Origin of the sequence: Thermohalobaculum xanthum (genome assembly GCF_016623495.1) — a bacterium.
GTDB classification, from domain to species: Bacteria; Pseudomonadota; Alphaproteobacteria; order Rhodobacterales; family Rhodobacteraceae; genus Thermohalobaculum; species Thermohalobaculum xanthum.
In genome coordinates this window covers 163,306-188,813 of the sequence record NZ_JAEHHL010000002.1, presented here as the reverse complement: position 1 = coordinate 188,813, position 25,508 = coordinate 163,306, and the positions used below count along the sequence as shown (strand labels likewise).

At 69.6% G+C, this 25,508-nt stretch carries 26 protein-coding genes; 17 read left to right on the top strand and 9 right to left on the bottom strand.

What is annotated here, in order from left to right; all coding sequences use genetic code 11:
* Window positions 1-29: 29 nt before the first annotated feature.
* Together H0I76_RS05840 and H0I76_RS05835 are read left to right on the top strand one after the other, a co-directional pair.
* A complete protein-coding gene (locus H0I76_RS05840) occupies window positions 30-797 on the top strand; it encodes an SDR family oxidoreductase (RefSeq protein WP_200608219.1) in 768 nt (255 codons plus the stop codon).
* 38 nt (window positions 798-835) lie between these two features.
* Window positions 836-1,324 (top strand): peroxiredoxin, encoded by a 489-nt coding sequence (locus H0I76_RS05835; protein ID WP_200608217.1) that lies wholly within the window; start codon window positions 836-838, stop codon window positions 1,322-1,324.
* Between the two features lie 58 nt (window positions 1,325-1,382).
* Here H0I76_RS05835 and H0I76_RS05830 read toward each other — a convergent pair whose 3' ends face one another.
* Genes H0I76_RS05830 through H0I76_RS05820 form a run of 3 tightly spaced genes read right to left on the bottom strand, consistent with a single transcriptional unit; the run spans window position 1,383 to window position 6,237 of the window.
* Entirely contained in the window at window positions 1,383-2,585 is a 1,203-nt protein-coding gene (locus H0I76_RS05830) for a GNAT family N-acetyltransferase (RefSeq protein ID WP_200608214.1), read from the bottom strand.
* 47 nt (window positions 2,586-2,632) lie between these two features.
* Window positions 2,633-3,964 carry an HlyD family type I secretion periplasmic adaptor subunit gene (locus H0I76_RS05825; RefSeq protein WP_200608212.1) on the bottom strand — a complete coding sequence of 444 codons (1,332 nt, stop codon included), beginning with the start codon at window positions 3,962-3,964 and terminating at the stop codon, window positions 2,633-2,635.
* Entirely contained in the window at window positions 3,961-6,237 is a 2,277-nt protein-coding gene (locus H0I76_RS05820) for a type I secretion system permease/ATPase (protein ID WP_325166410.1), read from the bottom strand. Before H0I76_RS05820 ends, H0I76_RS05825 begins: the two co-directional genes overlap by 4 nt.
* A gap of 240 nt (window positions 6,238-6,477) precedes the next feature.
* Between H0I76_RS05820 and H0I76_RS05815 the strand changes: the two genes are divergently transcribed.
* Window positions 6,478-7,095, top strand: a complete 618-nt coding sequence (locus tag H0I76_RS05815; RefSeq protein WP_200608799.1) for an MlaC/ttg2D family ABC transporter substrate-binding protein — start codon at window positions 6,478-6,480, stop codon at window positions 7,093-7,095.
* A 78-nt stretch (window positions 7,096-7,173) separates the two neighbouring features.
* Here H0I76_RS05815 and H0I76_RS05810 read toward each other — a convergent pair whose 3' ends face one another.
* Window positions 7,174-7,608, bottom strand: a complete 435-nt coding sequence (locus H0I76_RS05810; RefSeq protein WP_200608208.1) for a PaaI family thioesterase — start codon at window positions 7,606-7,608, stop codon at window positions 7,174-7,176.
* A 213-nt stretch (window positions 7,609-7,821) separates the two neighbouring features.
* Here H0I76_RS05810 and H0I76_RS05805 point away from each other — a divergent pair, with 213 nt between their 5' ends.
* Complete coding sequence (locus tag H0I76_RS05805) at window positions 7,822-10,536, top strand: ABC transporter ATP-binding protein (protein WP_200608206.1); 2,715 nt, start codon at window positions 7,822-7,824, stop codon at window positions 10,534-10,536.
* The gene (locus tag H0I76_RS05800; protein WP_200608204.1) at window positions 10,533-10,997 is read left to right on the top strand and encodes a cyclic nucleotide-binding domain-containing protein; all 465 of its coding nucleotides are present in this window, start codon (window positions 10,533-10,535) and stop codon (window positions 10,995-10,997) included. The genes H0I76_RS05805 and H0I76_RS05800 overlap by 4 nt, the downstream gene beginning before the upstream one ends.
* A gap of 18 nt (window positions 10,998-11,015) precedes the next feature.
* Here H0I76_RS05800 and H0I76_RS05795 read toward each other — a convergent pair whose 3' ends face one another.
* A complete protein-coding gene (locus H0I76_RS05795) occupies window positions 11,016-11,978 on the bottom strand; it encodes a sugar phosphate isomerase/epimerase family protein (RefSeq protein ID WP_200608201.1) in 963 nt (320 codons plus the stop codon).
* A gap of 253 nt (window positions 11,979-12,231) precedes the next feature.
* Here H0I76_RS05795 and H0I76_RS05790 point away from each other — a divergent pair, with 253 nt between their 5' ends.
* The gene (locus H0I76_RS05790) at window positions 12,232-14,697 is read left to right on the top strand and encodes a heavy metal translocating P-type ATPase (protein ID WP_234455150.1); all 2,466 of its coding nucleotides are present in this window, start codon (window positions 12,232-12,234) and stop codon (window positions 14,695-14,697) included.
* Window positions 14,698-14,711: 14 nt separating this feature from the next.
* A complete protein-coding gene (locus H0I76_RS05785) occupies window positions 14,712-15,173 on the top strand; it encodes a DUF411 domain-containing protein (RefSeq protein WP_200608199.1) in 462 nt (153 codons plus the stop codon).
* A 29-nt stretch (window positions 15,174-15,202) separates the two neighbouring features.
* Here H0I76_RS05785 and galE read toward each other — a convergent pair whose 3' ends face one another.
* Window positions 15,203-16,183 (bottom strand): UDP-glucose 4-epimerase GalE, encoded by a 981-nt coding sequence (gene galE, locus H0I76_RS05780; protein ID WP_200608197.1) that lies wholly within the window; start codon window positions 16,181-16,183, stop codon window positions 15,203-15,205.
* Between the two features lie 217 nt (window positions 16,184-16,400).
* On the opposite strand from galE, the gene H0I76_RS05775 reads away from it, so the two are divergent.
* From H0I76_RS05775 to H0I76_RS05755, 5 genes are all read left to right on the top strand, one after another.
* The gene (locus H0I76_RS05775; RefSeq protein WP_325166409.1) at window positions 16,401-17,288 is read left to right on the top strand and encodes an urease accessory protein UreD; all 888 of its coding nucleotides are present in this window, start codon (window positions 16,401-16,403) and stop codon (window positions 17,286-17,288) included.
* Window positions 17,289-17,301: 13 nt separating this feature from the next.
* Window positions 17,302-17,604 (top strand): urease subunit gamma, encoded by a 303-nt coding sequence (locus tag H0I76_RS05770; protein ID WP_200608193.1) that lies wholly within the window; start codon window positions 17,302-17,304, stop codon window positions 17,602-17,604.
* A gap of 94 nt (window positions 17,605-17,698) precedes the next feature.
* Window positions 17,699-18,004 (top strand): urease subunit beta, encoded by a 306-nt coding sequence (locus H0I76_RS05765; protein ID WP_200608191.1) that lies wholly within the window; start codon window positions 17,699-17,701, stop codon window positions 18,002-18,004.
* Between the two features lie 40 nt (window positions 18,005-18,044).
* The gene (locus H0I76_RS05760; RefSeq protein ID WP_200608188.1) at window positions 18,045-18,536 is read left to right on the top strand and encodes a GFA family protein; all 492 of its coding nucleotides are present in this window, start codon (window positions 18,045-18,047) and stop codon (window positions 18,534-18,536) included.
* A 7-nt stretch (window positions 18,537-18,543) separates the two neighbouring features.
* Window positions 18,544-19,095, top strand: a complete 552-nt coding sequence (locus H0I76_RS05755; protein WP_200608186.1) for a GNAT family N-acetyltransferase — start codon at window positions 18,544-18,546, stop codon at window positions 19,093-19,095.
* Between the two features lie 77 nt (window positions 19,096-19,172).
* Here the strand turns inward: H0I76_RS05755 and H0I76_RS05750 are convergent, their stop codons facing one another.
* Window positions 19,173-20,030 carry a cytochrome c family protein gene (locus H0I76_RS05750; protein ID WP_234455149.1) on the bottom strand — a complete coding sequence of 286 codons (858 nt, stop codon included), beginning with the start codon at window positions 20,028-20,030 and terminating at the stop codon, window positions 19,173-19,175.
* A gap of 307 nt (window positions 20,031-20,337) precedes the next feature.
* On the opposite strand from H0I76_RS05750, the gene ureC reads away from it, so the two are divergent.
* Genes ureC through ureG form a run of 5 tightly spaced genes read left to right on the top strand, consistent with a single transcriptional unit; the run spans window position 20,338 to window position 24,085 of the window.
* On the top strand, window positions 20,338-22,050 hold the full coding sequence (ureC, locus tag H0I76_RS05745) for an urease subunit alpha (RefSeq protein ID WP_200608184.1): 1,713 nt from the start codon (window positions 20,338-20,340) through the stop codon (window positions 22,048-22,050).
* Window positions 22,050-22,550 carry an urease accessory protein UreE gene (gene ureE, locus H0I76_RS05740; RefSeq protein WP_200608181.1) on the top strand — a complete coding sequence of 167 codons (501 nt, stop codon included), beginning with the start codon at window positions 22,050-22,052 and terminating at the stop codon, window positions 22,548-22,550. Before ureC ends, ureE begins: the two co-directional genes overlap by 1 nt.
* A gap of 5 nt (window positions 22,551-22,555) precedes the next feature.
* The gene (locus H0I76_RS05735) at window positions 22,556-22,834 is read left to right on the top strand and encodes a YrhK family protein (protein WP_200608179.1); all 279 of its coding nucleotides are present in this window, start codon (window positions 22,556-22,558) and stop codon (window positions 22,832-22,834) included.
* Complete coding sequence (locus H0I76_RS05730) at window positions 22,827-23,459, top strand: urease accessory protein UreF (RefSeq protein WP_200608177.1); 633 nt, start codon at window positions 22,827-22,829, stop codon at window positions 23,457-23,459. Before H0I76_RS05735 ends, H0I76_RS05730 begins: the two co-directional genes overlap by 8 nt.
* Window positions 23,456-24,085, top strand: a complete 630-nt coding sequence (gene ureG / locus H0I76_RS05725) for an urease accessory protein UreG (RefSeq protein ID WP_200608175.1) — start codon at window positions 23,456-23,458, stop codon at window positions 24,083-24,085. The genes H0I76_RS05730 and ureG overlap by 4 nt, the downstream gene beginning before the upstream one ends.
* A 13-nt stretch (window positions 24,086-24,098) precedes the next feature.
* Here the strand turns inward: ureG and pcaD are convergent, their stop codons facing one another.
* Complete coding sequence (pcaD, locus tag H0I76_RS05720) at window positions 24,099-24,884, bottom strand: 3-oxoadipate enol-lactonase (RefSeq protein ID WP_200608172.1); 786 nt, start codon at window positions 24,882-24,884, stop codon at window positions 24,099-24,101.
* A 62-nt stretch (window positions 24,885-24,946) separates the two neighbouring features.
* On the bottom strand, window positions 24,947-25,459 hold the full coding sequence (locus tag H0I76_RS05715) for an Lrp/AsnC family transcriptional regulator (RefSeq protein WP_200608169.1): 513 nt from the start codon (window positions 25,457-25,459) through the stop codon (window positions 24,947-24,949).
* Between the last annotated feature and the right edge of the window lie 49 nt (window positions 25,460-25,508).

Sequence of the window (25,508 nt, the reverse complement as noted above, 5' to 3'; positions counted from 1 at the left end):
ACAGCCCCCGCAGGCCAGAGGAGAGCACCATGAAGATCGGATCGGACACCCCTGCCATCGTGACCGGAGGGGCGAGCGGTCTCGGCGCGGCCTGCGTCGCGGCACTTCGCGTGAAGGGTGCGCCCGTCACCATCTTCGACATGTCCGAGGCCGAGGGCGCGCGGGTCGCTGCCGAGACCGGCGCGAAGTTCATTCCCACCGACGTGACCAGCGACGACAGCGTCGCGAACGCGCTCGCCGAGGCAGCCGACGCCCATGGCGTCGCGCGGATCGCGATTTCCTGCGCCGGTATCGCGCCCGCGATGAAGACGGCGGGGTCCAAGGGCCCGCACGACATGGGGCTCTTCTCCAAGGTTGTGGCGGTCAACCTGATCGGCACCATGCGGGTGATGGCGCTGGCCGCCCAGGCGATGCGCGAGGCCGCGCCCCTCGATCCCGACGGCGCGCGCGGGGTGATCGTGAACACCGCCTCGGTCGCGGCCTACGAGGGGCAGATGGGCCAGGCCGCCTATGCCGCCTCGAAGGGCGGAGTGGCGGCGCTCACCCTGCCGGCGGCGCGCGATCTCGCCCGCGATGGCATCCGCGTGTGTGCCATCGCGCCCGGCATCTTCGGTACCCCGATGCTCCGCGGCCTGCCCGACGAGGTGCAGGACAGCCTCGCCGCCCAGGTGCCCTTCCCGGTCCGCCTCGGCGATCCGGCGGAATTCGCGCGACTGGCCTGTTTCATCGTCGAGACAGGCTATATGAACGGCGAGGTGATCCGCCTCGACGGCGCCATCCGCATGGGCGCCCGCTGAGGCCCCGCACGCCAACACCAATCCAAGGGAGAGGACCCATGACCATCGAAGTCGGCGACTCGCTGCCGGACGGCAAGCTCTTCGAGATGACCCCCGACGGCCCCAAGGCCGTTGCCGTATCCGACGTGTTCGGCGGCCGCACCGTCGCGCTCTTCGCGGTGCCGGGCGCCTTCACCCCGACCTGCCACAACAAGCATATGCCCAGCTTCGTCGACAACGCGGCGGCGCTGAAGGCCAAGGGCGTCGACGAGATCGTCTGCCTCACGGTCAACGACCCCTTCGTCGCGCGCGCCTGGGGCGAGGCGACGGGCGCCGACAAGGCCGGTATCCGCGTGATGTGCGATGCCGACGCCGGGCTCGTGACCGCGATGGGGCTTAGCTTCGACGGCTCGGGCGCCGGGCTCGGCCAGCGCGCGCAGCGTTTCTCGGCCGTCGTGCGCAACGGCAAGCTCACCGCGCTGAACGTCGAGGATGCGCCCTCGAAGGCCGAGGCGACCAAGGCCGAGGTCCTGTTGGGCCAGCTCTGATCCGGCCTGATGCCCGAGACTGGGGCCGCGTGGCTGACGCTTCGCGGCCCTTTGCTTGTCAGCCGCCGCGCTTGAACGGCGTGAACTGGGCCAGCTCGGCCCCCTCCATGGCGACCGCCGCGCGCTCCTGCTCGAGATAGCGGGCGACTGCGGTCCGGAAGCCCGGATCCGGGATCCAGTGCAGCGAATGCGTCGTCACCGGCTCGTAGCCGCGCGCGAGCTTGTGCGCCCCCTGCGCGCCGGCCTCGACGCGGCCCAGCCCATGCGCCAACGCGAAGTCGATGGCCTGGTAGTAGCACGCCTCGAAATGCAGGAACGGGTGGTCCTCGCGGCAGCCCCAGTAGCGGCCGTAAAGTGTGTCCGCTCCGATGAAGTTCAGCGCGCCGGCGATCCAGCGCCCGTCTCGCTCGGCCAGCACCAGCAGGATCTCCCTGGCCATCGCACCATGCACGATGTCGAAGAACTCGCGCGTGAGATAGGGGCTGCCCCATTTGCGCGAGCCCGTGTCCTGGTAGAACAGCCAGAAGGCATCCCAGTGCTCGGGCCGGATGTCCTCGCCGCTGAACCAGCTGATCCTGACCCCGGCGTCGAGGGCGCGGGCCCGTTCTCGCTTGAGCTGCTTGCGCTTGCGAGAGGCGAGCGCGTCGAGGAAATCGGCGAAATCGCGATAGCCCCGGTCGATCCAGTGGAACTGCTGGTCCGTCCGCTGCAGCAGGCCGTGCCGCGCACCAAGCTGTGACTCGGCCTCGGTGCAGAAGGTGACGTGCAGCGACGACAGCCCGTTCGAATCCGCCAGTCGTCTGGCGGTGTCGATCAGCGCGCCCTGCATCGCCTCGGTCCCGAGCGCCGCATCGGGCCGCACCATCATGCGCGGCCCGGTGGCGGGCGTGAACGGCACCGAGGACTGCAGCTTGGGATAATACTCGCCGCCCGCGCGGTGCCAGGCGTTCGCCCAGGCGTGATCGAAGACGTACTCGCCCTGGCTGTGGCCTTTCAGATAGAGCGGCATCACCGCCTCGATCCGGCCATCGACCTGCGCCACCAGGTGATGCGGCGCCCAGCCCGTGGCGGGCGTGGCCGAGCCCGATGCCTCCAGCGCATCCAGAAAGGCATGGGTCACGAAGGGGTTGGGTGCCCGGCCGCCGGCGCGCGCCGGCGCGGCGCAAGCGTCCCACTCGATCGCAGGAATGCCGGCGATCCCGCGCGCGATCTCGATCTCGACGCGGGCCTGTCCTTGCGGCGGCGGAGTGGGTCGGTTCATGCCGGTCAAGTTGGTCGGGGGCGGGCGACGATCAAGGCCCGCGCCCCTCACGTCTCGCGGAAGGCGCGGTTGAAATAGTCGGTGAGCGGTTTCATCAGGTAGGCGATCGGCGTGCGTGCCCCGGTCTGGATGAATACCTCGACCGGCATGCCCGCCATCAGCTCGCGCCCTTCGAGGCGCTCGATCTCGCCCTCGTCGAGTAGCGCCTCGCCGCGGTAGTAGCTGCGCCGCGCCTGTTCGTCGACGTGCACGTCGGGCGAGATCCGCGCGACCGAGCCGTTCAGCTCGGGCGTCGTGCGGCTGCTGAAGGCGGGGAAGCGGACCACCGCCTCCATCCCCGGCGCAATCTCGTCGATGTTGGTCGGGTCGATCTCGACATCGATCACCAGGGTCTCGTCCGTCGGCACGATGTAGAGCACGGGCTCCGCGGGCCGGATCACCGCTTTCACGGCGAAGACCGACAGCTCGTAGACGATGCCCGCGCGGGGCGCGCGGATGTCCAGCCGGTCGAGACGCTCCCTCAGCGCGATCCGGCGCTCCTTGAGCTCCAGCTCGCGAAAGCCCAGGTCGCGCAGCTGCGTGATCGCCTCCTCGCGCCGCAGCGTGCCCAGCTTGAGCCGCTCCAGTCCGATCTCGGAGATCTGCGCCTTGAGTTGCGCGATCCGCGCGATGAACTCGCCTTCCTGTCCTTTCAGGCGGGCGGCCTCGCGCTCGAGCGCAAGCACCCGGTTGGCCTGGGCCAGCCCCTGGGCGAACAGCTTGCGCTGCCCGGTCAGCTCCTCGTCGATGAACTCGTGCTGGCGCTTGAGGGACTCAAGCTGCGCATCGGTGCCGGTGATCTGCTCCGAGATCTGGATCTGGCGCTCGGCCAGCAGGTTGCGCTCGCCCTGCATGGTTTCTCGCCGTGCACGGAACAGGCGGCGCTGCCCCTCGATGAGGCTCGCCACCTCGGGCCGCCGCGCGGCCGCCTCGATCAGTTCGGGATCGAACGCGATCTTGTCGGCGTCGGTCTGCTCGGCTTCGAGCCTCCCGCGCCGGGCCATGATCTCGAAAAGCTGGCTCTCGAGCACCGCGAGTTCGGAATTGAGCGTCGTCGCATCGAGCCTGATCAGCGTGGCGCCCGCCTCGACCAGGTCGCCTTCGCGCACGAGGATCTCGCCGACCACGCCACCGTCCGGATGCTGCACCACCTGGCGCTGGGCCTCGACGCGCAGGCGCCCCGGCGCGATTACCGCGCCGTGCAACTCGGCCGTCGCGGCCCAGCCGCCCATGCCGCCCGCCAGCAGCAGGATCGCAACCATGCCCGCGCGGACCTGGGTTTTGACTCCCCAGCGCGACGGGCTTTCGCCGTCGGTAGGCGGCGGGAGTGCTTCGTTCATGGCTTCTCCTCCCGAACGGGAAGGCTCAGCACCGCGTTGGGCTTGGCGGGCTTCGTTATCACCTCGGGCTTGGCGACGGCCTCGGTCTCCGGCGCGGCGCTCGCTCCGTCATCCTTGGAACCCAGCTTGAGCTCTGCCTTGGGGGCCACCTTGGGTTCCGCCTTGGCCTCGACCCTGGGCTCCACTTCAGGTTCAGCCTTGGGTTCCACCTTTGGCTCAGCCTTGGGTTCCACCTTCGGCTCAGGCTTGGATTCCACCTTCGGCTCGGGTTTCGGCTCGGGCTTCGGCTGCGCGGCGGCCGTACCGGCCGGGCCTGCGCCGACGCGCAGCACGGGCGTCATCATCGCGGGCCGCCCCATGCTGGCGCTCACGTGCCCCGCCGGCCTGGCTGCAGGACGCGTCACCCCGGGGGCACCAGCGCCGTTCCCCCCCGCGACCGCGCCAGCACCATTGCCTGCGTCGGGGCCGTTGGCGCCGCCCGGTCGCGCGGCACCGGATGCCGCGAGCCCGTCGGCGCCGCCTTTCTGCTGCGCCTTGATCGTGGCGCCGGGGGGGCTCAGCTCCTTCGCCCCGGCGACGATCTGTTCGTGGTTCTTGGTCCGACGGCGCAGCACCTCATCGCGCGGCCCGAGGTCGACCTGCTGTCCCTTGTCGATCACCAGCAGCAAGTCGCAGGCCGCGATCGCGCTGGGGCGGTGGGCCATGACGATCACGCTTCGCCCGCGCGCCTTGGCCTCGCGGATCGAGGTCACCAGCGCTTGCTCGCCCTGCGCGTCGAGATTGGCGTTCGGCTCGTCCAGGATCAGCACGGCGGGGTCGCCATAGAACGCGCGCGCAAGCGCCACGCGCTGGCGCTGCCCGCCCGAGAGCCGCTGGCCGCCTGCGCCGATCTCCGTGTCGTAGCCCTGGACCAGCGCCAGCAGAAGATCGTGTGCGCCCGCGCGTTGCGCTGCCTCGATCACCGCCTCGTCGTTCGGCTGAAGCGAGAGGCGCGCAATGTTCTGCGCCACCGTGCCCGGAAGCAGCCCGACCTCCTGCGGCAGATAGCCGATATGCTGGCCCAGCTCGTCCGTGTTCCACTGGTCGAGAGCCGCTCCGTCGATCCGCACCTTGCCCGCCGCCGCCGGCCAGACGCCGGCAAGCACCTTCGCCAGCGTGGTCTTCCCCGCGCCCGACGGCCCGATCACGCCCAAAGCCTGACCGGGCTCGAGCCGGAAGGTGATGCCGCGCAACACAGGCACGCTCTCGCCCGGTGCCACGACGGCGACGCCGTTGACCTCGACATGGCCCTTCGGCGCGGGCAGGCGGGTCTTCACCGCCTCGGGCGGCGATTTCTCGAGCAGCTTGGACAGCTGGCGCCAGCCCAGCAGCGCGCGCTGCGCCAGCGGCCACTGCCCGATCGCCTGATCAATGGGCGCAAGCGCGCGGCCCATCAGGATCGAGGCCGCGATCATCATGCCGGGCGAAATCTCCTGCTGCAGGACCAGGTAGGCGCCCATGCCCAGCATCAGCGACTGAAGGTAGAAGCGCAGCGTCTTGGCGGCGGTCGAGTAGGTCGCGGTGCAATCCGACGCCACGATCTGGGCTTCGAGCGCTTCCTCGCGCATCCCCTTCCAGCGTGCCAGCCCTGCGCGCGTCATGCCCAGGCCCTGCACCGCCTCGGCGTTCTGCCTCAGTTGCTCGCCCAGCGCGTCCGCGATGCTGGCGCTCATCTGGCTTTGTTCCGTGGCAGCGCGCGAACGCATCTGGTTGAGCGCGGTCAGCGCGACCAGGATCAGCCCGCCCGCGACGGCGGTCCAGCCCAGGTAGGTGTGGAAAAGGAATATCGCGCCCAGATAGATCGGGACCCAGGGCACGTCGAACAGCGCGAATGGGGCGGGGCCGGACAGAATCTGACGCAGCGCATCGAGGTCGCGCGCGGCGGTGTTGGGCCGCGCCCGTTCCTGCGGTGCCACGGCGCGGCGAAGTGCGGCGGTGAAGACGCGCGAGTCGAAGGTTGACTGGAAGGCGGCGCCGACGCGCGACAGAACCCGCCCGCGGAGATAGTCCAGCACGCCCATGAAGCCGAACAGGATCGTTATGAGCACGATCAGGGCTACGAGCGTCGCTTCCGAGCGGCTCGAAAGCACGCGGTCATAGACCTGCAGCATGAAAAGCGGCCCCGTCAGCATCAGCAAATTGACGAAGGCACTGAAAACGCCGACTGCTGCAAAATGCCCGCGAAAACGCGCCAGCGCCGCCCGGAGCTCGTCGCGCCCGCTATTTTCCGTCACGTCGTTACCCATCCACTCATCAGCCGTCCCGCGAACGCCAGACGGCTCTACACGAACCAGCTTCCCGATCCTACGTCCGAATGGCCCTCGCGCAAAGGAGACTCTGCTGAAGGCGCGTGACACGAGGGCAACGGAAAGCGCGGATGCAGCGTTAGAGGGTTTGGTGCGCGTCGCATGGGCTGCTATCTCGCGGTGGCGGCGCCGCGCGCCGCGGAACGAATCGCTGGAGAGGACTGAATCATGATCGGACGTCGCGGCTTCATGGGGCTTGCGGGCGCAGTGGCGCTTACGGTGGCTGTGGCAGGCTCGTTCGCCCCGCGCCCCGCGCATGCGCTTGCCGAGGACGAGGCCCGCGCAGTCGTGCAGAGCGCGGTTGACGAGGTTCTCGCCCTGGTCAAGGGCAGCGGCGGAACGGACGAAAAGGCCGCGAGCCTACAGTCCATCATGGAGCGCAGGGCGGCGCTGCCGCAGATCGCGCGCTTCGCCGCCGGGCGCGTCTGGCGCGAGATGTCGGACGACCAGCAGGCCCGCTACGTCGCGGCGTTCAGCGGCTACGTCTCGCGGATCTACGCCCGGCGGTTCCAGGAATACTCGGGCGAGACGGTCTCGCTCTCGCGGTCGATCGACGCCGGCAAGAAGGGCATCCTGGTGCAGAGCTCGGTCAGCCAGCCGGGCGGCGGACAGCCGATCCCGGTCGACTGGCTGGTCTCCGACCGCGGCGGCGATGGCGCGCGCATCATCGACATCGTGATCGAAGGGGTGTCGATGGCCACGACCCAGCGCGAGGAGATCGGCGCGATGTTCGACAGCCGCGGCGGCGATGTCGAGAAGCTGATCGAGGCGCTCAAGACGGCCTGAGCCCGCGCGGGCGCAGGGCCCATGGCTGCCCCCCAGCGGGGCAGCTGATGACCGGCGGTGCCAGGGGCGCAGGTGCGCTCAGGGACCGCCCGTCGAACCAGGTGCGCGGCTCTCGAGATACTTCCAGATCCCCGCGCCGCGGGCGACCTGGCGCCCGCCCGACCACAGCTCGCACTGCATGAACGACAGGCCCCGCACCCGGCGCATCTGCTCGGCGCGGGCCAGCAGACGCTCGCCGCGCTTGGCGGCGGCCAGGAAATGGCAGTCGAGATCGATCGTGGCGCAGGGATGCCCCCCGCCCGACTCGAAGGTCGCGGCCCCCATCGCCACGTCCGCCACGAACAGGATGACGCCGCCATGGCAGACGCCGCCCACGTTGATGTGGCGCGGCTCGATGTCGAGCGCCGCGTGCCAGACCGTCTCGCCGGCGCGTGCGATCTGCACCGGTCCGACATGGGCATTGAAGCCCTCGCCCCGGACCCTGCGCCAGGGCAGGCTCTCGTCGAATTCCATTCCCCGCTCCTCTCTCGGCCAACGGGCGGATCGCCTAGCATGATCCGGCGGGCCCGTCACGGTCCCCTGTTCGCCGCGCCAGGCCCTCGGATCATTGCGATCCATGCGACTTGCGCAGCCCCTTGGCGTCTGTGATGCTTGCAGGCGCAATCGGCGCGGCGGATCGGGGACAGCCGGACAGCCGGCGCAACTTGGCGCGGAGAGCCGGCGCGTATGGAAAAAAACTTCTTCCGTTTCGTCTGGCGTTACTCGAAGCGCGAGCAGATCTTCATCCTCGTCCTCACCGTCCTTTCCTTCCCCCTGGTCTATGTGTCGCTGGAACTTCCCAAGCTGATCGTGAACGACGCGATCAGCGGGCGGGACTTTCCGCGCGAGGTCTTCGGCATCGAGTTCGGCCAGATCCCCTACCTCCTGCTCCTCTGCGCGGCCTTCCTGGGGATGGTCGTTCTGATCAACGGCGTGAAGTGGGTGATGAACATCGCCATCGGGATGACCGGCGAGCGCATGCTCCGCCGTCTGCGCTACCAGCTGATCGAGCAGGTCATGCGGTTCCCGATGTCGCGCATGCGTTCGACCAAGCCCGGCGAGGTGGTGCAGGCCCTGATGGGCGAGATCGAGCCGCTCGGCGGCTTCATCGGCGAGGTGATCGCGACCCCCGCATTCCAGGGCGGACTGCTCTGCGTCTACATCGTCTTCATCTTCATCCAGGATCCGCTGCTGGGCTTCGCGGCGATCTCGCTCTACCCCATGCAGGCCTGGCTCATCCCCTGGATGCAGGCCAAGGTCGTGCGTCTGAACAAGGAGCGCGCGGGCAACAACCGGATGCTTGCGGACACGCTGGCCGAGAGCGTGGGCCAGATGCCCGAGATCCAGACCAATGACACCGCGCGCTGGCACCTGGCGCAGGTATCGGGCAAGCTCTTCCAGAACACGCTGATCCGGATGCAGATCTTCCGGCGCAAGTTCACCATCAAGTTCCTCAACAACTTCCTCAACCAGCTCACGCCGTTCTTCTTCTACTCGATCGGCGGGTATCTCGTGATCGAGGGCGAACTCGATTTCGGCGCGATGGTCGCGGTGCTCGCCGCCTACAAGGATCTCGCGGGCCCGTGGAAGGAGGTGCTCGCCTACATCCAGCGCTGGAGCGATTTCAACGGCCGTTATTCCTTCGTCGTCGACAACTTCATGGGGCCCGATGTCGGGCCGAGCGAGCGGATCTGGGATCTCGAGGGGCGCGCGTCGCCGCTACATGGCGATCTGGTGCTCGAGAGCGTCGAGGGCGGGCCGGGCACGGGCGGCCTCCACGCGGCCGGGATCACGCTCCCACAGGGGTCGCGCGTTGCGGTCCTCGGCGGCGAGCACGGCGCGCGCGAGGCGCTGTTGCGGATCATGGCCGGGCTCGCGGTGCCGCATTCGGGCAAGGTGAGGCTCGGCGGACAGAGCCTCGCCGACGCCACGCTGCCCCAGCTTGGCCGCAGCCTCGCCTTCGTCACCTCCGAGCCGGGGATCATCAATCGCTCGATGCGCGACAACCTGCTCTACGGCCTCTTTGCCAGGACGCCCAACGCGTCGGACGACGAGACCGCGCAGATGATGTCGCGCGAGGCGCGCGCGACCGGCAACATCGAGGCCGACGCCGAAGGCGACTGGGTCGACTACGAGGCCGCCGGGGTGAAGAACGCCGACGAGCTTTCCGCGCGGCTGATCGACCTGACCGAGCGCTTCGGCCTTGGCGCCGAGCTTTATGCCGGGGCGCTCGAGGCGCGCATCCCGCCCGATTCCGCCTCGGACTGGACCGAGCCCGTCCTCGCGGCCCGCGCGCAGCTTGCCGCCTCCGGGGCTGGGGCGGGGCTCTCGGATGTCCTCGAGCCCTGGGATCGCGACAAGTTCAACGAGAACGCAACGGTGCTCGAGAACCTGCTCTTCGCGCTGCCGACCGACGCCACGGACGCAATCCCGGATCTGATCCGCCGCAAGGACGTCGCCGAGCTGCTCGAGAAATCCGGCGGCATGGCCGAGCTCGAGAGTGTCGGCTGGCGCATCGCGTCGGAATTCGCCGAACTGGTTGAGGCGGTCACTCCGGACTCGGCGGTGCTCGACGGCTTCCCGGGCTATCCGCGGGTCGAGATCCTCGCGGCCGGCGAGTTGAGCACGCAGTACCGGATGAACTCGCACGACAAGCTGCCCGCGGCCGCACGGCGCACGCTGGCCTCGCTCGCCGCGCGCTTCGTGCCCCAGCGAGACCGGCTCGACGTGCTCGACGCCGACGGCCGCGCACGCATCCTCGCCTGCCGCGCCAGCGTCCTCGATCTTCTCGGCGATCGCGAGGATATCGTGCGGTTCGACGAGGATCGCTTCAGCCCGGCCCTGCCGGTGTCGCAGAACATCATCGGCGCCAAGCGCCGCTTCGACCGCAAGGCGCGCTGGCGTCAGCTCGATCTTGCGCTCGAGGAGGCAACGCGCGAGGCGGGCCTGCGCGACGCGCTGATGCGCCTGGGCCTCGATGCGCCGGCCGGGGCGGGTGGCGCGGCCATGACCGCCGTGGCCCGGCGCCGGGCGGGCCTGATCCGCGCCATCATCAAGCGGCCGACGGTCCTCATCCTCGACGGTGTCGGCGGCGGCGCGGGCGAGGGCGACGCCACACTGCGCGCCGCGCTTCGTGACGAGCTGCCCGAGGCCACGCTGATCTGGGCCGCCGACGCGGCAGATGCGGCGGCCGACGCGGATCATATCCTGATCATCGACGACGAAGGCGCCGTCCGCCTCAGCGAGGCCGTGGCGGAACCCTCGGGCGGCTCGAAAGATTTAACCGACGACGCGACCGGCGCCGATGCCGGCGTGTTCGACACCGCTTCCGCGACCGGCGCGGATGCCCCCGACGGGGCGCCCGATGCGCCCGCGGAACCAGACCGGAGAGCAGGCGAATGAGTCTCAACGCCGCCGTCACCGCCCTGCGCGACGCAGCCCCGTTCCGCCGGATCGACGAGCGTCGGCTCAAGGTCATCGCGATGATGGGCGAGACGCTGAGTTTCAGCCCCGGCGAGCGCCTGTTCGAGCGCGGCGAGCCGGGTGACGCGGCCTTCGTCGTGATCGACGGCGCGGTTGACGTCCTGCTCGGTGCGCCGGGGCAGGAGACGACGATTGCCACCCTCGGCAAGGGCGAGATCTTCGGCGAGATCGCGGCACTTTGCGACCAGACCCGCACGACCGCCATCGCCGCGCGGGGCGCGCTCAGCGTCCTGCGGCTCGAGAAATCGGTGCTGCGGAACCTGATCCACGAGTTCCCGGACCTGGCCCTCGAGTTCCTGCGCGTGATCGCATCGCGCCTCGAGGCGACGAATGTCCAACTCGGCGAGGCGCGGCAAAAGCTCAGGCAGATCGAAGGCTGAGCACCGGGCGGCCGCGGCTTAGTGCGGCGCCGGATAGCGCGCGAGGGCCCCGTCGTCACCCGCGCGCAGGTTCCTGCCGCGCATCAGATCGGCCAGCCGCCGCATCTGCGCGACGTCGCCCGGCAGCGCGTACCAGAAGGTCGGGTGCAGTTCCTGGTTGAGGATGATGTCCACGTCGGGCCAGTCAGGCTCGGTCAGCAGCCGCACCCAGTCGAGCGAGCCCCAGCCGATCGGCAGGTGCAGGTCGCCCGACCCGTAGGCCACCGCCTCGGTCGGCAGCGCGACCGCCGTCGGATGCAGCACGCCAAAACAGTCGTTGAGGTGGATGTGGTGGACCAGCGGAGCAAGCGTCCGGACCTCGCTCATCAGGTCGGCCCCCTCGCGATGGCATTGCAGCGCGGAATGGGCGAAATCGATCGTGGCCCGCACCGCGGGGTGCCCGATCTCCACAAGCTCGTGCGCCAGCTTCGAGGGCAGGGCGGTCTGCCGGCCGTCAAAGCTCCATATGGTCTCGACGCAGAGCTCGACCTCATGTGTCCGGGCGACGTCGCCAAGCCGCGCAAGGCTCTCGCGCTGGCGCCCGTAGGCGGCTTCCAGCGTGTCCGGGTCGTCCGCCTTGGCCATGCCGCAGTGCAGGACCATGCGCCGCGCGCCGAGCCGTGCCGAGACCTCGATATTCGCCCTGGCCACCGCTTCGTGCATGGGCAGCCGGTCCGGTTCGTCCATCAGGTTGATCGAAAGCATGCCGTGAGTCGTTCGCTCGATGGCGCGGCCCTCGAAGGCGGCGGCGAAGCGGCGCAACGCGGGCTCGATCGGCCGGCAATTGGCGATCAGACGCGTGCAGAACAGCGGGATCTCGACCGAATCCACCTCCAGCGCCTCGGCCTCGTCGAGCCAGGATGCCGGGTCGGAAAGCTCGAAATCGGAGGGCCACAACGTGTAGCCGATACGGTAAGCGGTGCGACTCCGGCGCGCAGACACGTCTGAAAATTCCTTCATTTGCCGGGCTTTGCCCCGGTTCTGCAAATGGCGCCCGTCGCGCAGGCTCCCCCTTGAATCCATAGGACCCGAGCGTAAACGCGGGGTCAACACCGAATGATCACGCCGGATTCCGCGCGGACCTTTGCACCGGAAGGCTGCTGGACGCATACGGCCCCCTTGACCTTCCAGCTGCTGGAAGGCCTACCTCCCACCCGAACACGCCCGCAAAGGCCGCGGGCAATCCGAGAGATGCATGGCACGCGAGCACATCCAGATGACCACCGCGCCCTCCACCGTTACCCTTGATCCCGTCTGCGGCATGACAGTCGATCCCGACGCGGGCAAGCCGACGCTCGACCACGAGGGCCACACCTACCACTTCTGCAATCCGCGATGCCGCGACAAGTTCGAGGCCGCGCCCGCCGACTACATCACCGCGAAGGACCCTGTCTGCGGCATGAAGGTCGAGCGCGCCACCGCCCGCCACGTGGCCAGGCACGCGGGCGAGCGGTTCTACTTCTGCTCGTCGGGCTGCCACGACAAGTTCGAGGCCCAGCCCGACAAGTATCTCGGCGAGCGCCCCGCGCCCGAGCCGATGCCCGCGGGCACCAAATACATCTGCCCGATGGATCCCGAGATCGTCGAGGACAAGCCCGGCGACTGCCCGATCTGCGGCATGGCGCTCGAGCCCGACGTCCCGACCGGCGACGCGGGGCCGAACCCCGAGCTTGTCGATTTCCGCCGCCGCTTTGCCATCGGCGCGGCTCTGACGGTGCCGGTGCTGGTCCTCGCCATGGGGCCGATGCTCGGCCTTCCCGTGCGCGACTGGCTTGGCGAGCGCTTCGCGCTCTGGGCCGAGCTGATCCTGGCGACGCCGGTGATCCTCTGGTCGGGCTGGCCGTTCCTCGTGCGCGGCGCGAAGTCGTTCCGCTCGATGAACCTCAACATGTTCAGCCTGATCGGCATGGGCGTGGCCGCGGCCTATGCTTTCAGCGTCACCGCCGTGATCGCGCCCGGCATCTTCCCCGCGGGCTTTCGCCACGCCGGGGGGCATGTCCCGGTCTATTTCGAGGCAGGCGCGGTGATCGTCGTCCTCGTCCTGCTTGGCCAGATCCTCGAGCTGCGGGCGCGGGAGAAGACCGGCGCGGCGATCCGCGCGCTCCTCGATCTCGCCGCGAAGACCGCGCGGCGGATCGACGACGCAGGCAACGAGACCGAGGTCCCGCTCGAGGAGGTCAGGGTCGGCGACCGCCTCCGCGTGCGCCCGGGCGAGAAGATCCCGGTCGACGGCGCGGTGGTCGAAGGCCGCTCGTCGGTCGATGAATCGATGCTGACGGGTGAACCCGTCCCGGTCGAGAAGGTCGCGGGTGACGAGGTCACAGGCGCCACGCTGAACCAGAAGGGCAGTCTCGTGATGGAGGCGCGGCGCGTCGGCAAGGACACGATGCTGAGCCAGATCGTCGAGATGGTGGCGCAGGCACAGCGCTCGCGCGCGCCGATCCAGAAGCTGGCCGACCAGGTGGCCGGCTATTTCGTGCCGGCCGTGATCGCGGTGGCCGTGCTTGCCTTCATCGGGTGGGCGATCTGGGGCCCGCAGCCGCCACTCGCCTATGCGCTCGTCGCAGCCGTTTCGGTGCTGATCATCGCCTGCCCCTGCGCGCTCGGCCTCGCGACGCCGATGTCGGTGATGACCGCGACCGGGCGCGGCGCCAGGGCCGGCGTCCTCATCAAGAACGCCGAGGCACTCGAGCGCTTCGCCAAGGTCGACACCCTGATCGTCGACAAGACCGGCACGCTGACCGAGGGCAAGCCCAGGCTGGTCGCCGTGATGGCAGGTGCGGGACATGACGAGGGCGAGGTCCTGCGCCTCGCCGCCAGCCTCGAGCGCGGCTCCGAGCATCCGCTGGCCGAGGCGATCGTTTCGGGCGCCGAGGAGCGGGGCGTGACATTCGCGAAGGCCGAAGACTTCGAGGCCGTCACCGGCAAGGGCGTGACGGGCCAGGTCGACGGCAGGTCGGTCGCGCTGGGCAACGCCAGGCTGCTCGAGGAACTCGGCATCGATCCGGGCGAGACCTCGGCCGAGGCCGATGCCCGCCGCGACCAGGGCGAGACGGTGATGTTCGTCGTCGTCGATGGCGCGGTCGCGGGCCTCGTCAGCGTGGCCGACCCGGTCAAGCAGACCACGCCCGATGCGCTCAGGGACCTTCACGCCCTCGGTTTCCGCATCGTAATGGCCACCGGCGACAACGCGCGTACGGCGCGGGCCGTGGCGGGCCGCCTCGGCATCGACGAGGTCCGGGCCGACGTGCTTCCCGAGGACAAGGCGCGCATCATCCGCGAGATGCAGGACCAGGGGCACCGGGTCGCCATGGCGGGTGACGGCGTGAACGACGCGCCGGCGCTTGCGCAGGCCGATGTCGGCATCGCCATGGGCACCGGGGCCGACGTGGCGATCGAGAGCGCGGGGCTCACGCTGGTGAAGGGCGACCTTGGCGGCATCGTGCGCGCCCGCAGGCTGGCCGAGGCGACGATGAGCAACATCCGCCAGAACCTGTTCTTCGCGCTGGTCTACAACGCGGCCGGGGTGCCGGTGGCGGCGGGGATCCTCTATCCTTTCCTCGGAGTCCTGATCTCGCCCATGTTCGCGGCGGCGGCGATGAGCCTCTCGTCGGTCTCGGTCATCACCAACGCCCTCCGGCTCGGCCGGATCAAGCTCTGATGAAGGAGGGAGCCATGCCCCGCAGGACCTTTTCGATCGCGCCCCTTGCATTTGCACTTGCCACCTTCGCGGCGCCTGGCCTCGCCGCCGCGCAGGCGGTCGAGGTGATGAAGTCGCCGACCTGCGGCTGCTGCACGGCCTGGGCCGAGCACATGCAGCATGCGGGCTTCGACGTCGCCCTGCGCGACACACCCGACGACATGCTGGCCCAGGCCAAGGCACGGCTCGGCATCACCATCGCCACGGCGTCGTGCCACACCGCGATGGTCGAGGGCTACGTGATCGAGGGCCATGTCCCGGCCGAGGACGTGCGGCGCCTGCTGGCCGAGCGGCCCGACGCGGTGGGTCTCAGCGTGCCGGGCATGCCGATCGGCTCGCCGGGGATGGAGATGGGCGATGCCGCCGAGCCCTACGAGGTGCTGCTTCTGCGCCGCGACGGCGGCACCGAGGTCTTCGCCCGCCACGGCACGAACTGAGCGCGCCGCGCGCCGCCGAACCCTGCGGCTCAGGCCGCGGCGCGGCGGCGCTCCCAGGCCAGCGCATGGCGCACGATCTCGTCGAGGTCGTCATGCCGGGGCCGCCAGCCCAGCACATCGCGGATGCGGCCCGCATCGGCCACGAGCGAGGCCATGTCGCCCGGCCGGCGCGGGCCCTCGGTGACCGCGATCGGCTGCCCCGCCGCCCGGCCCACGGCGGTGACGACCTCGCGGACCGAATGCCCCCGTCCGTATCCGCAATTGAGCGTCTGGCTACCCCCGCCACCGCGCAGATGGTCGAGCGCGGCGAGATGCGCGTCGATCAGGTCGCTCACATGGATGTAATCGCGCACGCAGGTCCCGTCAGGCGTGGGGTAGTCCGTCCCGAAGACCGTGATCCCCGCGCGCTGCCCGGTCGCGGCCTCGCAGGCCACCTTGATCAGGTGCGTGGCGCGCGGCGTCGACTGCCCCGCGCGGCCGGCGGGATCGGCCCCCGCGACGTTGAAATAGCGCAGGCAGACATGCGGCAGGCCATGGGCCGCGTCGGCATCGCGCAGCATGGTCTCGGTCATCAGCTTGGAGGCGCCGTAGGGGCTCTCGGGCAGGGTCGGCGCGTCCTCGGCCACCGGCCGGCCCTCGCCTGAACCATAGACCGCCGCGGTCGAGGAGAAGATGAAGGCCCCGAGCCCTGCCGCCACCGCCTCCGAGATCAGCGCGTGCGAGCCGATGGTGTTGTTGGCGTAATAGGCCAGCGGGTTCGCCACCGAGTCCGGCACAACCGTCGAGCCCGCGAAATGCACGATTGCATCGACGCCCCGCCGCGGGATCAGGTCGCGCACCAGCGCGCGGTCCGCGACATCACCCACCACCAGCGGCACGTCGCCGGGCACGGCCTCGCGCCGTCCGGTGGCCAGCGTGTCGAGCACCACGACATCCTCGCCCCTGTCGCGCAGGGCCAGCACCATGTGGCTGCCGATGTAGCCCGCGCCACCCGTCACAAGAACCGTCATGCCCGCCCTCACGCCACGCCCAACCCGGAGCCTCCTGAATACCCCGCGCAGGGGTCGGGTTTCAACTGGCGGGCGACCCGGCATGGCCCGCGGATGCGCGCCCGGCCGGGGATCGCGCGATCCGGCACGCCGCTTGCAGGGTTCTGCGTGCGCCACGCCGCGCGCCGGGGACCGCCCGGTCGCCGGGGCGCGCCCCGATTTGACGGAGACGCCGCCCGTGACCTTGCTTGCCCCCGGCCTTCCAGATGCCCCGCATCCGCCACGGCGCCAGCCGCGCGCCGAGGGCGCGGTACGCGTGGCGGTCGAGGCGTCCGGGCAGGGGCAGGGCGAGCGCCCCGGCGCCGCGCTGCGGGTCCGGGGCCCGTCAAGCCGGCTTGCCGACCTCTATCAGTCCGGCTCGGCGCGCTGCCTCCTGCCGCAGGGCGAGCCCGCGGCCACGGCCGTCCTGATCAACACGGCGGGCGGCATCACCGGGGGCGACCGGTTCGCGTGGCATGCCCGCACCGGAGCGGGGGCCGAGCTCGTCCTCGCCACCCAGACGGCCGAACGCGCCTATCGCGCCCAGCCGGGCGAGGTCGGCCGCGTCGACGTCACGCTCGAACTCAGCCCCGGCGCCCGGCTCGACTGGCTGGCGCAGGAGACGATCCTCTTCGACGGCTCGGCGCTCGAGCGCTGCCTCCGCGTCGAGATGGCCGAGGATGCGCATCTGCTGGTCGTCGAGCCCGTCGTCCTGGGCCGCGCCGCGATGGGCGAGCAGGTAACGCAGGCGCATTTCGCGGATCGCTGGGAGATCAGGCGCGGCGGCCGGCTGATCCGCGCCGAGGCCACGCGACTCTCGGGCCCGGTTGCCGAGATCGCCGCGCGCCCCGCCGTGCTGGCGGGACAGCGCGCCTTCGCGACCATCCTCTATGCCGCGCCCGATGCTGAGCGGAAACTCAGCATGGCGCGTGAGTTTCTGCCGAAGAATTGTGCAGGTGCCTCATACTTGCGCGAAACCCTGTCGATCAGGCTTGCCGCACCGGATGGCGCGCACTTACGGTCCGCACTGAGGCACCTGCTGGCCGGGCTGCGTGACCGGCCGCTGCCCCGGGTCTGGACGATGTGAGGAGGCCCCCTCGATGATGCTGACCCCCCGCGAGAAGGACAAGCTCCTGGTCTCGATGGCGGCCGAGATCGCCCGCCGCCGCCTTGCGCGCGGCGTGCGGCTCAACCACCCCGAGGCGGTGGCGCTGATCACCGACTTCGTGGTCGAGGGCGCCCGCGACGGCTGTTCGGTGGCCGAACTCATGGCCGCCGGCGCCCATGTCATCTCGCGCGCGCAGGTCATGGAGGGCGTCGCCGAGATGATCCACGAGGTCCAGGTCGAGGCGACCTTCCCCGACGGCACCAAGCTCGTGACCGTCCACCACCCGATCCGCTGATCGACCTGCCGGAGCCCGCGATGCGTCATCACGTCCAGTCCGATCCCACCCCAGCCCCCGTCGCATTCACCGTCGTCGCGCGGAGCACGGGCCAATGATCCCCGGCGAGATCATCCCCGCCGAGGGCGAGATCATCCTCAACGACGGGCGCGAAGCGATCACCCTGACCGTCGCCAACACCGGCGACCGCCCGGTTCAGGTCGGCAGCCACTACCATTTCTCCGAGACCAACGAGGCGCTGAGCTTCGACCGCGCGGCCGCCCACGGCATGTGCCTCGACATTGCGGCGGGGACGGCGGTGCGCTTCGAGCCGGGGCAGGAACGCGAGGTGACGCTGGTGCCGCTTTCGGGCGCGCGGAATGTCTATGGGTTCAATCAGAAAGTGATGGGGGCGCTGTGATGGCGGCCCGGTCCCGAGCGCTGCCCGAGGGGCACGCCCCATGCCCCTGACCCTCGAAGGCTCCTGCCGCTGCGGCGCCGTCAGCTACGCGGTCGCAAGCAGCGCGCCTTACCCCTACCAGCTCTGCTACTGCTCGGCCTGCCGCAAGAGCGGGGGTGCGGGCTATGCCATAAACCTCCTTGCCGATGCCGCGACGCTCGAGGTGACGGGGCGCGAGCATGTCGCGGTCTACCGCGCGGTCATCGACACGCCCCCCTACAACGGCGCCGAGGGCGGCTGCCGCCGGCACTTCTGCCGCCACTGCGGCTCGATGCTCTGGATCCACGACCCGGAATGGCCCGAGCTTCTGCACCCCTTCGCATCCAGCGTCGACACGCCGCTGCCGGTGCCGCCCGCCCGCGTGCACCTGATGCTCGGCTCCAGGGCCCCCTGGGTCGAGCCCGACGTCCGGCCCGGCGACCAGTGCTTCGACCGCTACCCCGAACAGTCGATCGAGGACTGGCATAAGGCCCGCGGGCTCTGGATCGACTGAGGCGCCGATGACCGGTATCAGGAAGGTCCGCACACCCGACGAGATCAACGCCGCCCGCGATCTGGCGCGCGACTTCGTCGCCTTCCTGCACCAGCGCTATCCCGAGATGCAGGCCGAAATCGACGACTATCTCACCCGGCAGGACTTCGAAGGGCAGCTTCGCGCCTTCGCCGCTCATTTCGGCCCGCCGGGCGGCGAATGCCTCATCGCCGACCACCGCGGCCAGCCCGCCGGCGTCGTCATGCTCAAGGCGCTCGACGGCCCTGCCTGCGAGATGAACCGGCTCTTCGTGCGGCCCGAGGCGCGCGGCGCGGGGCTCGGCCGCGCCCTTTGCGAGGCACTATTCCGCGAGGCGTATGCCCTCGGATACCGCGAGATACGCCTGTCGGCGCTCTATCGGCATGTCGAGGCGCTTGCGCTCTACCGCGCGCTCGGCTTCGTCGAGTGCCGTCCGTTCGAACGTGGCGGCGATGGCGGCGACGACCGCATCATCTTCATGAGCCGCCGTCTCGATGACACCGGCGCCGGGCGTCATGACCCGCAAGGCGGGGGGGACTGAGAATGCGCGCCCCGGTCTCGCACACGTCCTGCACTGCCTTGGCCCCCGGGCTCAGCGCGGCGTCCGCCCCGCGAGGCTCACGGGGTGGATTTCGGCGGCAAGGTCCGCAGCCATGCGACAATGGCCTGGGCGTCGCGCTCGGTCATCTCGCTGTAGAAGGCCACGCCCATCGGCGGCAGCAGCCGCGTGCCGTCGGGGCGCTGCCCGGTGCGGATGATGTCGACCACTTCTGCGTCGCTCAGGCGCGCCAGGGCGTGCTCGGCCGGCGTCAGGTTGGCCGAGACCGACACCCCCCAGGGCCCCGGAAACTCGCGCCCGCCCGCCCCCATGCTGTTCTCGAAATCGAAATGCCCGCCGATCATCGGCGTGTGGCACTCGGTGCAATGGGCGACCGGGCCCGCGAGATAGGCGCCATAGGCCACGGGGTCGTCCTCGGACGGCCGCTCGATATGGACCACGGGCGGGCCGTAACTCGGCGGCAGGGGGATGTTGTAGGTCGAGCGCGGAACCTCGTTCTCGACCGGTGGCAGGGTGCGCAGATAGGCGACGATCGCCATGAGGTCCTCGTCCGCGATGCCGCGGTAGAGCTCGATCGGCATGGGCGGTCCGATGACGCTGCCGTCGGGCCGGATCCCCTCGCGGATCGCGCGCGCAAGCTCGGCGTCGCTCCAGCTTGCGACGCGGCTTGCGGGGGTGATGTTCGGCGCCCAGGCGTCGAACTCCGGCAGCTTGATCACGAAGCGTCCGGCCAGTTCCTGGTCCGGGACCGGCACGCCGTCCGGACCAAGCGGCGAGTGGCAGTTGCCGCAGGCCGCAACGGCGCCGACCAGGTAGGCGCCACGCTCGAGCGGCGTTTCGGCATCCGCGTCGGTCTGGCTTGCGCCCAGCAGTGCGGTCGAGAGCATCGCGGCGAGGAGCGGGGCGAGGCGTCGCATGGTGTTCAACCTCCACGAGGCGCTGACACTGCGGTCGCTGCCGCCGCGATGCGCCGGGTACGGGCACCGTCACCCGGGCACGGCGCCGAGATCGATATCAGGTGCCCGCATGAGGCGAGCCGTCAAGCCGGATTCGTGCGCTGCGTGACGGCGCGTCCTGGCGGGCAGTCATCCCGCTATCCGGGTTGGCGATGCATGTCTGGCGCCATGGGTTTTGTGAAAAACGTTTTCAATCAATCAATTGACCCCGTTTTCACGCGTGAAAAGCGGCGCTTTCGCGCCTTTGCGCAGCCAGAGGATTGAGCCCATGCCCACCCCGATCTCCCGCGCTTCCTATGCCGCCATGTTCGGCCCCACCACCGGCGACCGCGTGCGCCTCGCGGACACCGAGCTCTTCATCGAGGTCGAGCGCGACCTCACCGGACCCTATGGCGAGGAGGTGAAGTTCGGTGGCGGCAAGGTGATCCGCGACGGCATGGGCCAGAGCCAGGCAACCCGCGCCGAGGGCGCGGTCGATACGGTCATCACCAATGCGCTGGTCGTCGATCACACCGGCGTCTTCAAGGCCGATATCGGGCTGCACGACGGCCGCATCGCCGCCATCGGCAAGGCCGGGAACCCCGACACGCAGCCGGGCGTGACCATCGTCATCGGCCCCGGCACCGAGGCGATCGCCGGCGAGGGCAAGATCCTCACGGCCGGCGGCTTCGACAGCCACATCCACTACATCTGCCCCCAGCAGATCGAGGACGCGCTGCACTCGGGCGTGACGACGATGCTGGGCGGCGGCACCGGTCCCGCCCACGGCACGCTCGCCACCACCTGCACGCCGGGGCCGTGGCATATCGGGCGGATGCTGATGGCCGCCGACGCCTTCCCGATGAACCTCGCCTTTGCCGGCAAGGGGAATGCCTCGCTCCCCGCCGCGCTCGAAGAGCAGGTCAAGGCAGGGGCCTGCGCGCTCAAGCTGCACGAGGACTGGGGCACGACGCCGGGCTCCATCGATTGCTGTCTCTCGGTAGCCGACGCGATGGACGTGCAGGTGATGATCCATACCGACACGCTCAACGAGTCGGGCTTCGTCGAGAACACGATCAGGGCACTCAAGGGCCGGACGATCCACGCCTTCCATACCGAGGGAGCGGGCGGGGGCCATGCGCCCGACATCATCAAGGTCTGCGGAGAGGACTACGTCATCCCCTCGTCGACCAATCCGACGCGTCCTTTCACGGTCAACACGATCGATGAGCATCTCGACATGCTGATGGTGTGCCATCACCTGTCCAAGTCGATCCCCGAGGACGTGGCCTTCGCCGAGAGCCGCATCCGGCGCGAGACCATCGCGGCCGAGGACATCCTCCACGACATGGGCGCCTTCTCGATCATCGCCTCCGACAGCCAGGCGATGGGCCGTGTCGGCGAGGTCATCATCCGCACCTGGCAGACCGCCCACAAGATGAAGGTCCAGCGCGGCCGCCTGCCCGAGGAGACGGGCGACAACGACAATTTCCGTGTCCGCCGCTATGTCGCGAAATACACGATCAACCCCGCGATCACGCACGGGATCAGCCACGAGATCGGCTCGGTCGAGGTCGGCAAGCGCGCGGATCTGGTGCTGTGGAACCCGGCCTTCTTCGGCGTGAAGCCCGAGATGGTGCTGATCGGCGGCACCATCGCCTGCGCCCAGATGGGGGATCCGAACGCCTCGATCCCGACCCCCCAGCCGGTCTATACCCGGCCGATGTGGGGCGCATTCGGCCGCTCGCGCACCGCCTCGGCCGTGACCTTCGTCAGCGAGGCCGCGCAGGCCGACGGCATCGGCGCGCGGCTCGGCCTCGCGAAGGAGACGCTGGCGGTCAGGGGAACGCGCGCGATCGGCAAGCGGGACATGGTGCTGAACGCCGCGACCCCCGAGATCGAGGTCCACCCCGAGACCTACGAGGTGCGCGCGAATGGCGAGCTGCTGACCTGCGACCCGGCCGTCGAGCTTCCGATGGCCCAGCGGTACTTCCTGTTCTGATGCGCGCGACCCGGACAAGCGATGCGGATGGCGAGCCCGCCGGGGTCGTGACCCTTGCCTATGACGAGCGCTACCGTCGCAGGGGCCTGCTTCGGACCGATGCGGGCGAGGAGATCCTGCTCGATCTCGCCGAGGCGGTCGAGTTGCGCGATGGCGCCGCGCTGGTGCTCGAGGACGGGCGCCAGGTTCTGATCCGCGCCGCGCCCGAGCGGCTCACCGAGGTGCGCGGCGCGGATCCGCACCATCTGCTCCGGCTTTGCTGGCACCTGGGCAACCGCCATCTTCCCGTGCAGGTCGAGGCGGACAGGCTGCTGATCCGCCACGACCATGTGCTCGAGGAGATGCTGATCCGGCTCGGTGCCACGCTGCAATCGGTGACCGAGCCGTTCCAGCCCGAGGGTGGGGCCTATGGCCATGGCCGCACGCATGGTCATAGTCACAGTCATGACCCGCATGACGACCCCAACGCCCATATCCCCGCGAGGCATGGAGAGAGCTGAAGATCATGTTCTTTGACCCCAACACACGCGGTCAGTCGGCACGACACAGGCGTATCTACGCCGCCTACGAAGTCCTCTACACTGCCGTTGACTTCTCGGCCGCGGCGTTCTTCGTCGTCGGCAGCGTTCTCTTTCTCAACGAAGCTACGGTCCGGACGGGAACCTGGCTCTTCATTATCGGCAGCATCTGCTTCGCCGCAAAGCCGTCGATCCGGCTGATCCGCGAGGTGCACTTCTGGCAGATCGGCCGCACCGACATCCTAGCCGAGCGCGCAGATGACTGAGGCGCTGCTGAAGCTGGCGACCTGGCTGAGCCCGTCCTATCCGGTCGGGGCCTTTACCTATTCTCACGGTTTCGAGGCGGCGATCGGCGACGGCGCGATCCACGACGCCGAGACACTTGCGGCATGGATCGCCGACACGCTGGAGCACGGGGCGGGGCGGACGGACGCGATCCTTCTCGCCCATGCCTGGCGCGATCCGGTAGACGAGCAGGTCGCGGAGCTCGCCCGGGCACTCGCGCCCTCGTCCGAGCGCCTGCTCGAGGCCGAGGCGCAGGGCAATGCCTTCGCCGCGACGACGGCGGCAGCCTGGGGCCCGGATCTGCCCGCCGCCCCCTATCCTGTGGCAATTGGCAGGGCTGCGGCGCAGCATGGCCTTCCGCTGGAGGATACAGCCGCCCTCTACCTGCACGCATTCGCGTCCAATCTCGTCTCGGCGGGCATCCGCCTGATCCCGCTGGGCCAGACCGAGGGGCAGGGGGTCGTCGCCCGTCTTGCCCCCCTGATCCGCCGGATCGCGGCCGAGGCGATCGGCGCCTCGCTCGACGACATCGGTTCCGCCTGCTTCATCGGCGATATCGCCGCGATGCGCCACGAAACCCAAAGCGTGAGGCTCTTCCGCTCATGACATCCCCCCACGGCCCCCTCCGCGTCGGCATCGGCGGCCCGGTCGGCGCGGGCAAGACCACCCTGACCGACCGGCTCTGCAAGCATCTGCGCGCGCGCTTTTCGCTCGCGGCGATAACGAACGACATCTACACGCGCGAGGATGCCGAGTTCCTGATGCGCAGCCAGGCGCTGCCGCTCGATCGCATCGTCGGGGTCGAGACGGGCGGCTGCCCGCACACTGCGATCCGCGAGGACGCCTCGATCAACCTCGCCGCCGTCGCGGACCTGCGCGCCCGGCATCCCGACCTCGACCTGGTGCTGATCGAGTCGGGGGGCGACAACCTCGCGGCCACCTTCAGCCCGGAGCTCGCCGACCTGACGGTCTATGTCATCGACGTCGCGGCGGGCGAGGAGATCCCCCGGAAGGGCGGCCCAGGCATCACGCGCTCGGACCTGCTGGTCATCAACAAGACCGATCTCGCGCCCCATGTCGGCGCCTCGCTCGAGGTGATGGAGCGCGATGCCCGGCGCATGCGGGGCGAGCGGCCCTTTGTCTTCACCCGGCTCCGCGCGGGCGAGGGCGTGGCCGAGATCGCGGCCTTCATCGAGCGCCAGGGCGGGCTCACCCCGTCTCGCGCCGCCTGAAGCCGGCGCGACGTCAGAGCCCCGCGAGGAACTCGGTCATGAGGCGGCCAAGCTGTTCGGGGGCCTCGGCCTGCGGGATGTGGCCGGCGCCGCGCAGCAGGTGGAACTTGCCGCCGGGGATCATCTCGACCGTCTCGCGCACGAGGTCGGGCGGCGTGGCGTCGTCCTCGACGCCGCCGACGCCCATGCAGGGAAGCCGCAAGCGCGGCGTGCTCTCGCGCAGGTCGCAGTCGCGGATCGACTCCATTGTCCCGAGATAGCCCTCGGCCGGGGTTCGGGTCACCATGTTGCGCCACAGGGCGACCCGCTCGGGGTCGTCGCGGAGCGTCTTCCCGGTGAACCAGCGCTGCATCGTGGCGTCGGCCACAGCCTCCATGCCGCTCTGCTCGACGGCGGCGATCCGCCCGTCCCAGATCTCGTCGGTGCCGATCTTTGCGGCCGTGTCGCAAAGGATGATTGCGCGCACCAGATCGGGGCGCTCGGCCGCCAGTCCCTGGGCGATCAGTCCGCCGACCGAGAGACCGCACACCACCGCGCCGCTCACGCCAAGATGATCGAGCAGCCCCGCAAGATCCGCGACGTGATCCCCCATGCCCCAGGGGCGAGGCGGGCAGGCCGAGAGCCCATGGCCGCGCTTGTCGTAGCGGATGACACGCCAGCCCGCCGGCAGGTGGTGGAGCAACGGTTCCCAGGCGCGCAAATCGGTGCCAAGCGAATTCGAGAACACCAGCGCCGGCGCATCGTTTGGCCCGGTGTCGTGGAAATGGATCAGGGTCCCGTTGGCCGTGAGTGCGCGCATGTCGATCCTCCGTTCGTCACGCGCGTCATCCCAGCAGATCGAACGGCGCCTGCATAGCCCGATCAGCGTGCCGGAGCGGTGGCGCCGGGGTCCTTCACGACCTGCATCGCGACATATGTCGAGGTATGCGCGACATGGGGAAGGCCCGAGATCTTCTCGCCCAGCACCCGGCGGTAGGCGGCGATTGAGCTGGTGCGCACCTTGAGCAGGTAGTCGAAACCGCCGGCGATCATGTGGCATTCCTCGATCTCGGGCGTGCGTCCCACTGCGGCGTTGAAGGCGTCGAGCGCACTGGCCTTGGTGTCGGTGAGCTTGACCTCGACGAAGGCCACGTGGCCAAGGCCAAGGCGCTCGGGGTCGATCACCGCGCGGTAGCCGAGAATGATGCCGCGGGCCTCAAGGCGGCGCATGCGCGTGTGGCAGGGTGTCTTGGAGATGCCCACGCGCTCGGCCAGTTCCGTCACGGTCAGCCGGCCGTTTGCAGCAAGCTCGCTCAGGATGCGGCGATCGATCTGGTCGATTTCACCCGCATCTGCGGCGTTGCTATCCGAATAGACTGTCTTTAGCTTTATCATTGGTCTGATCTCCTGGAATTGCCGCATTTTCGGACGGAATGACGGAAAT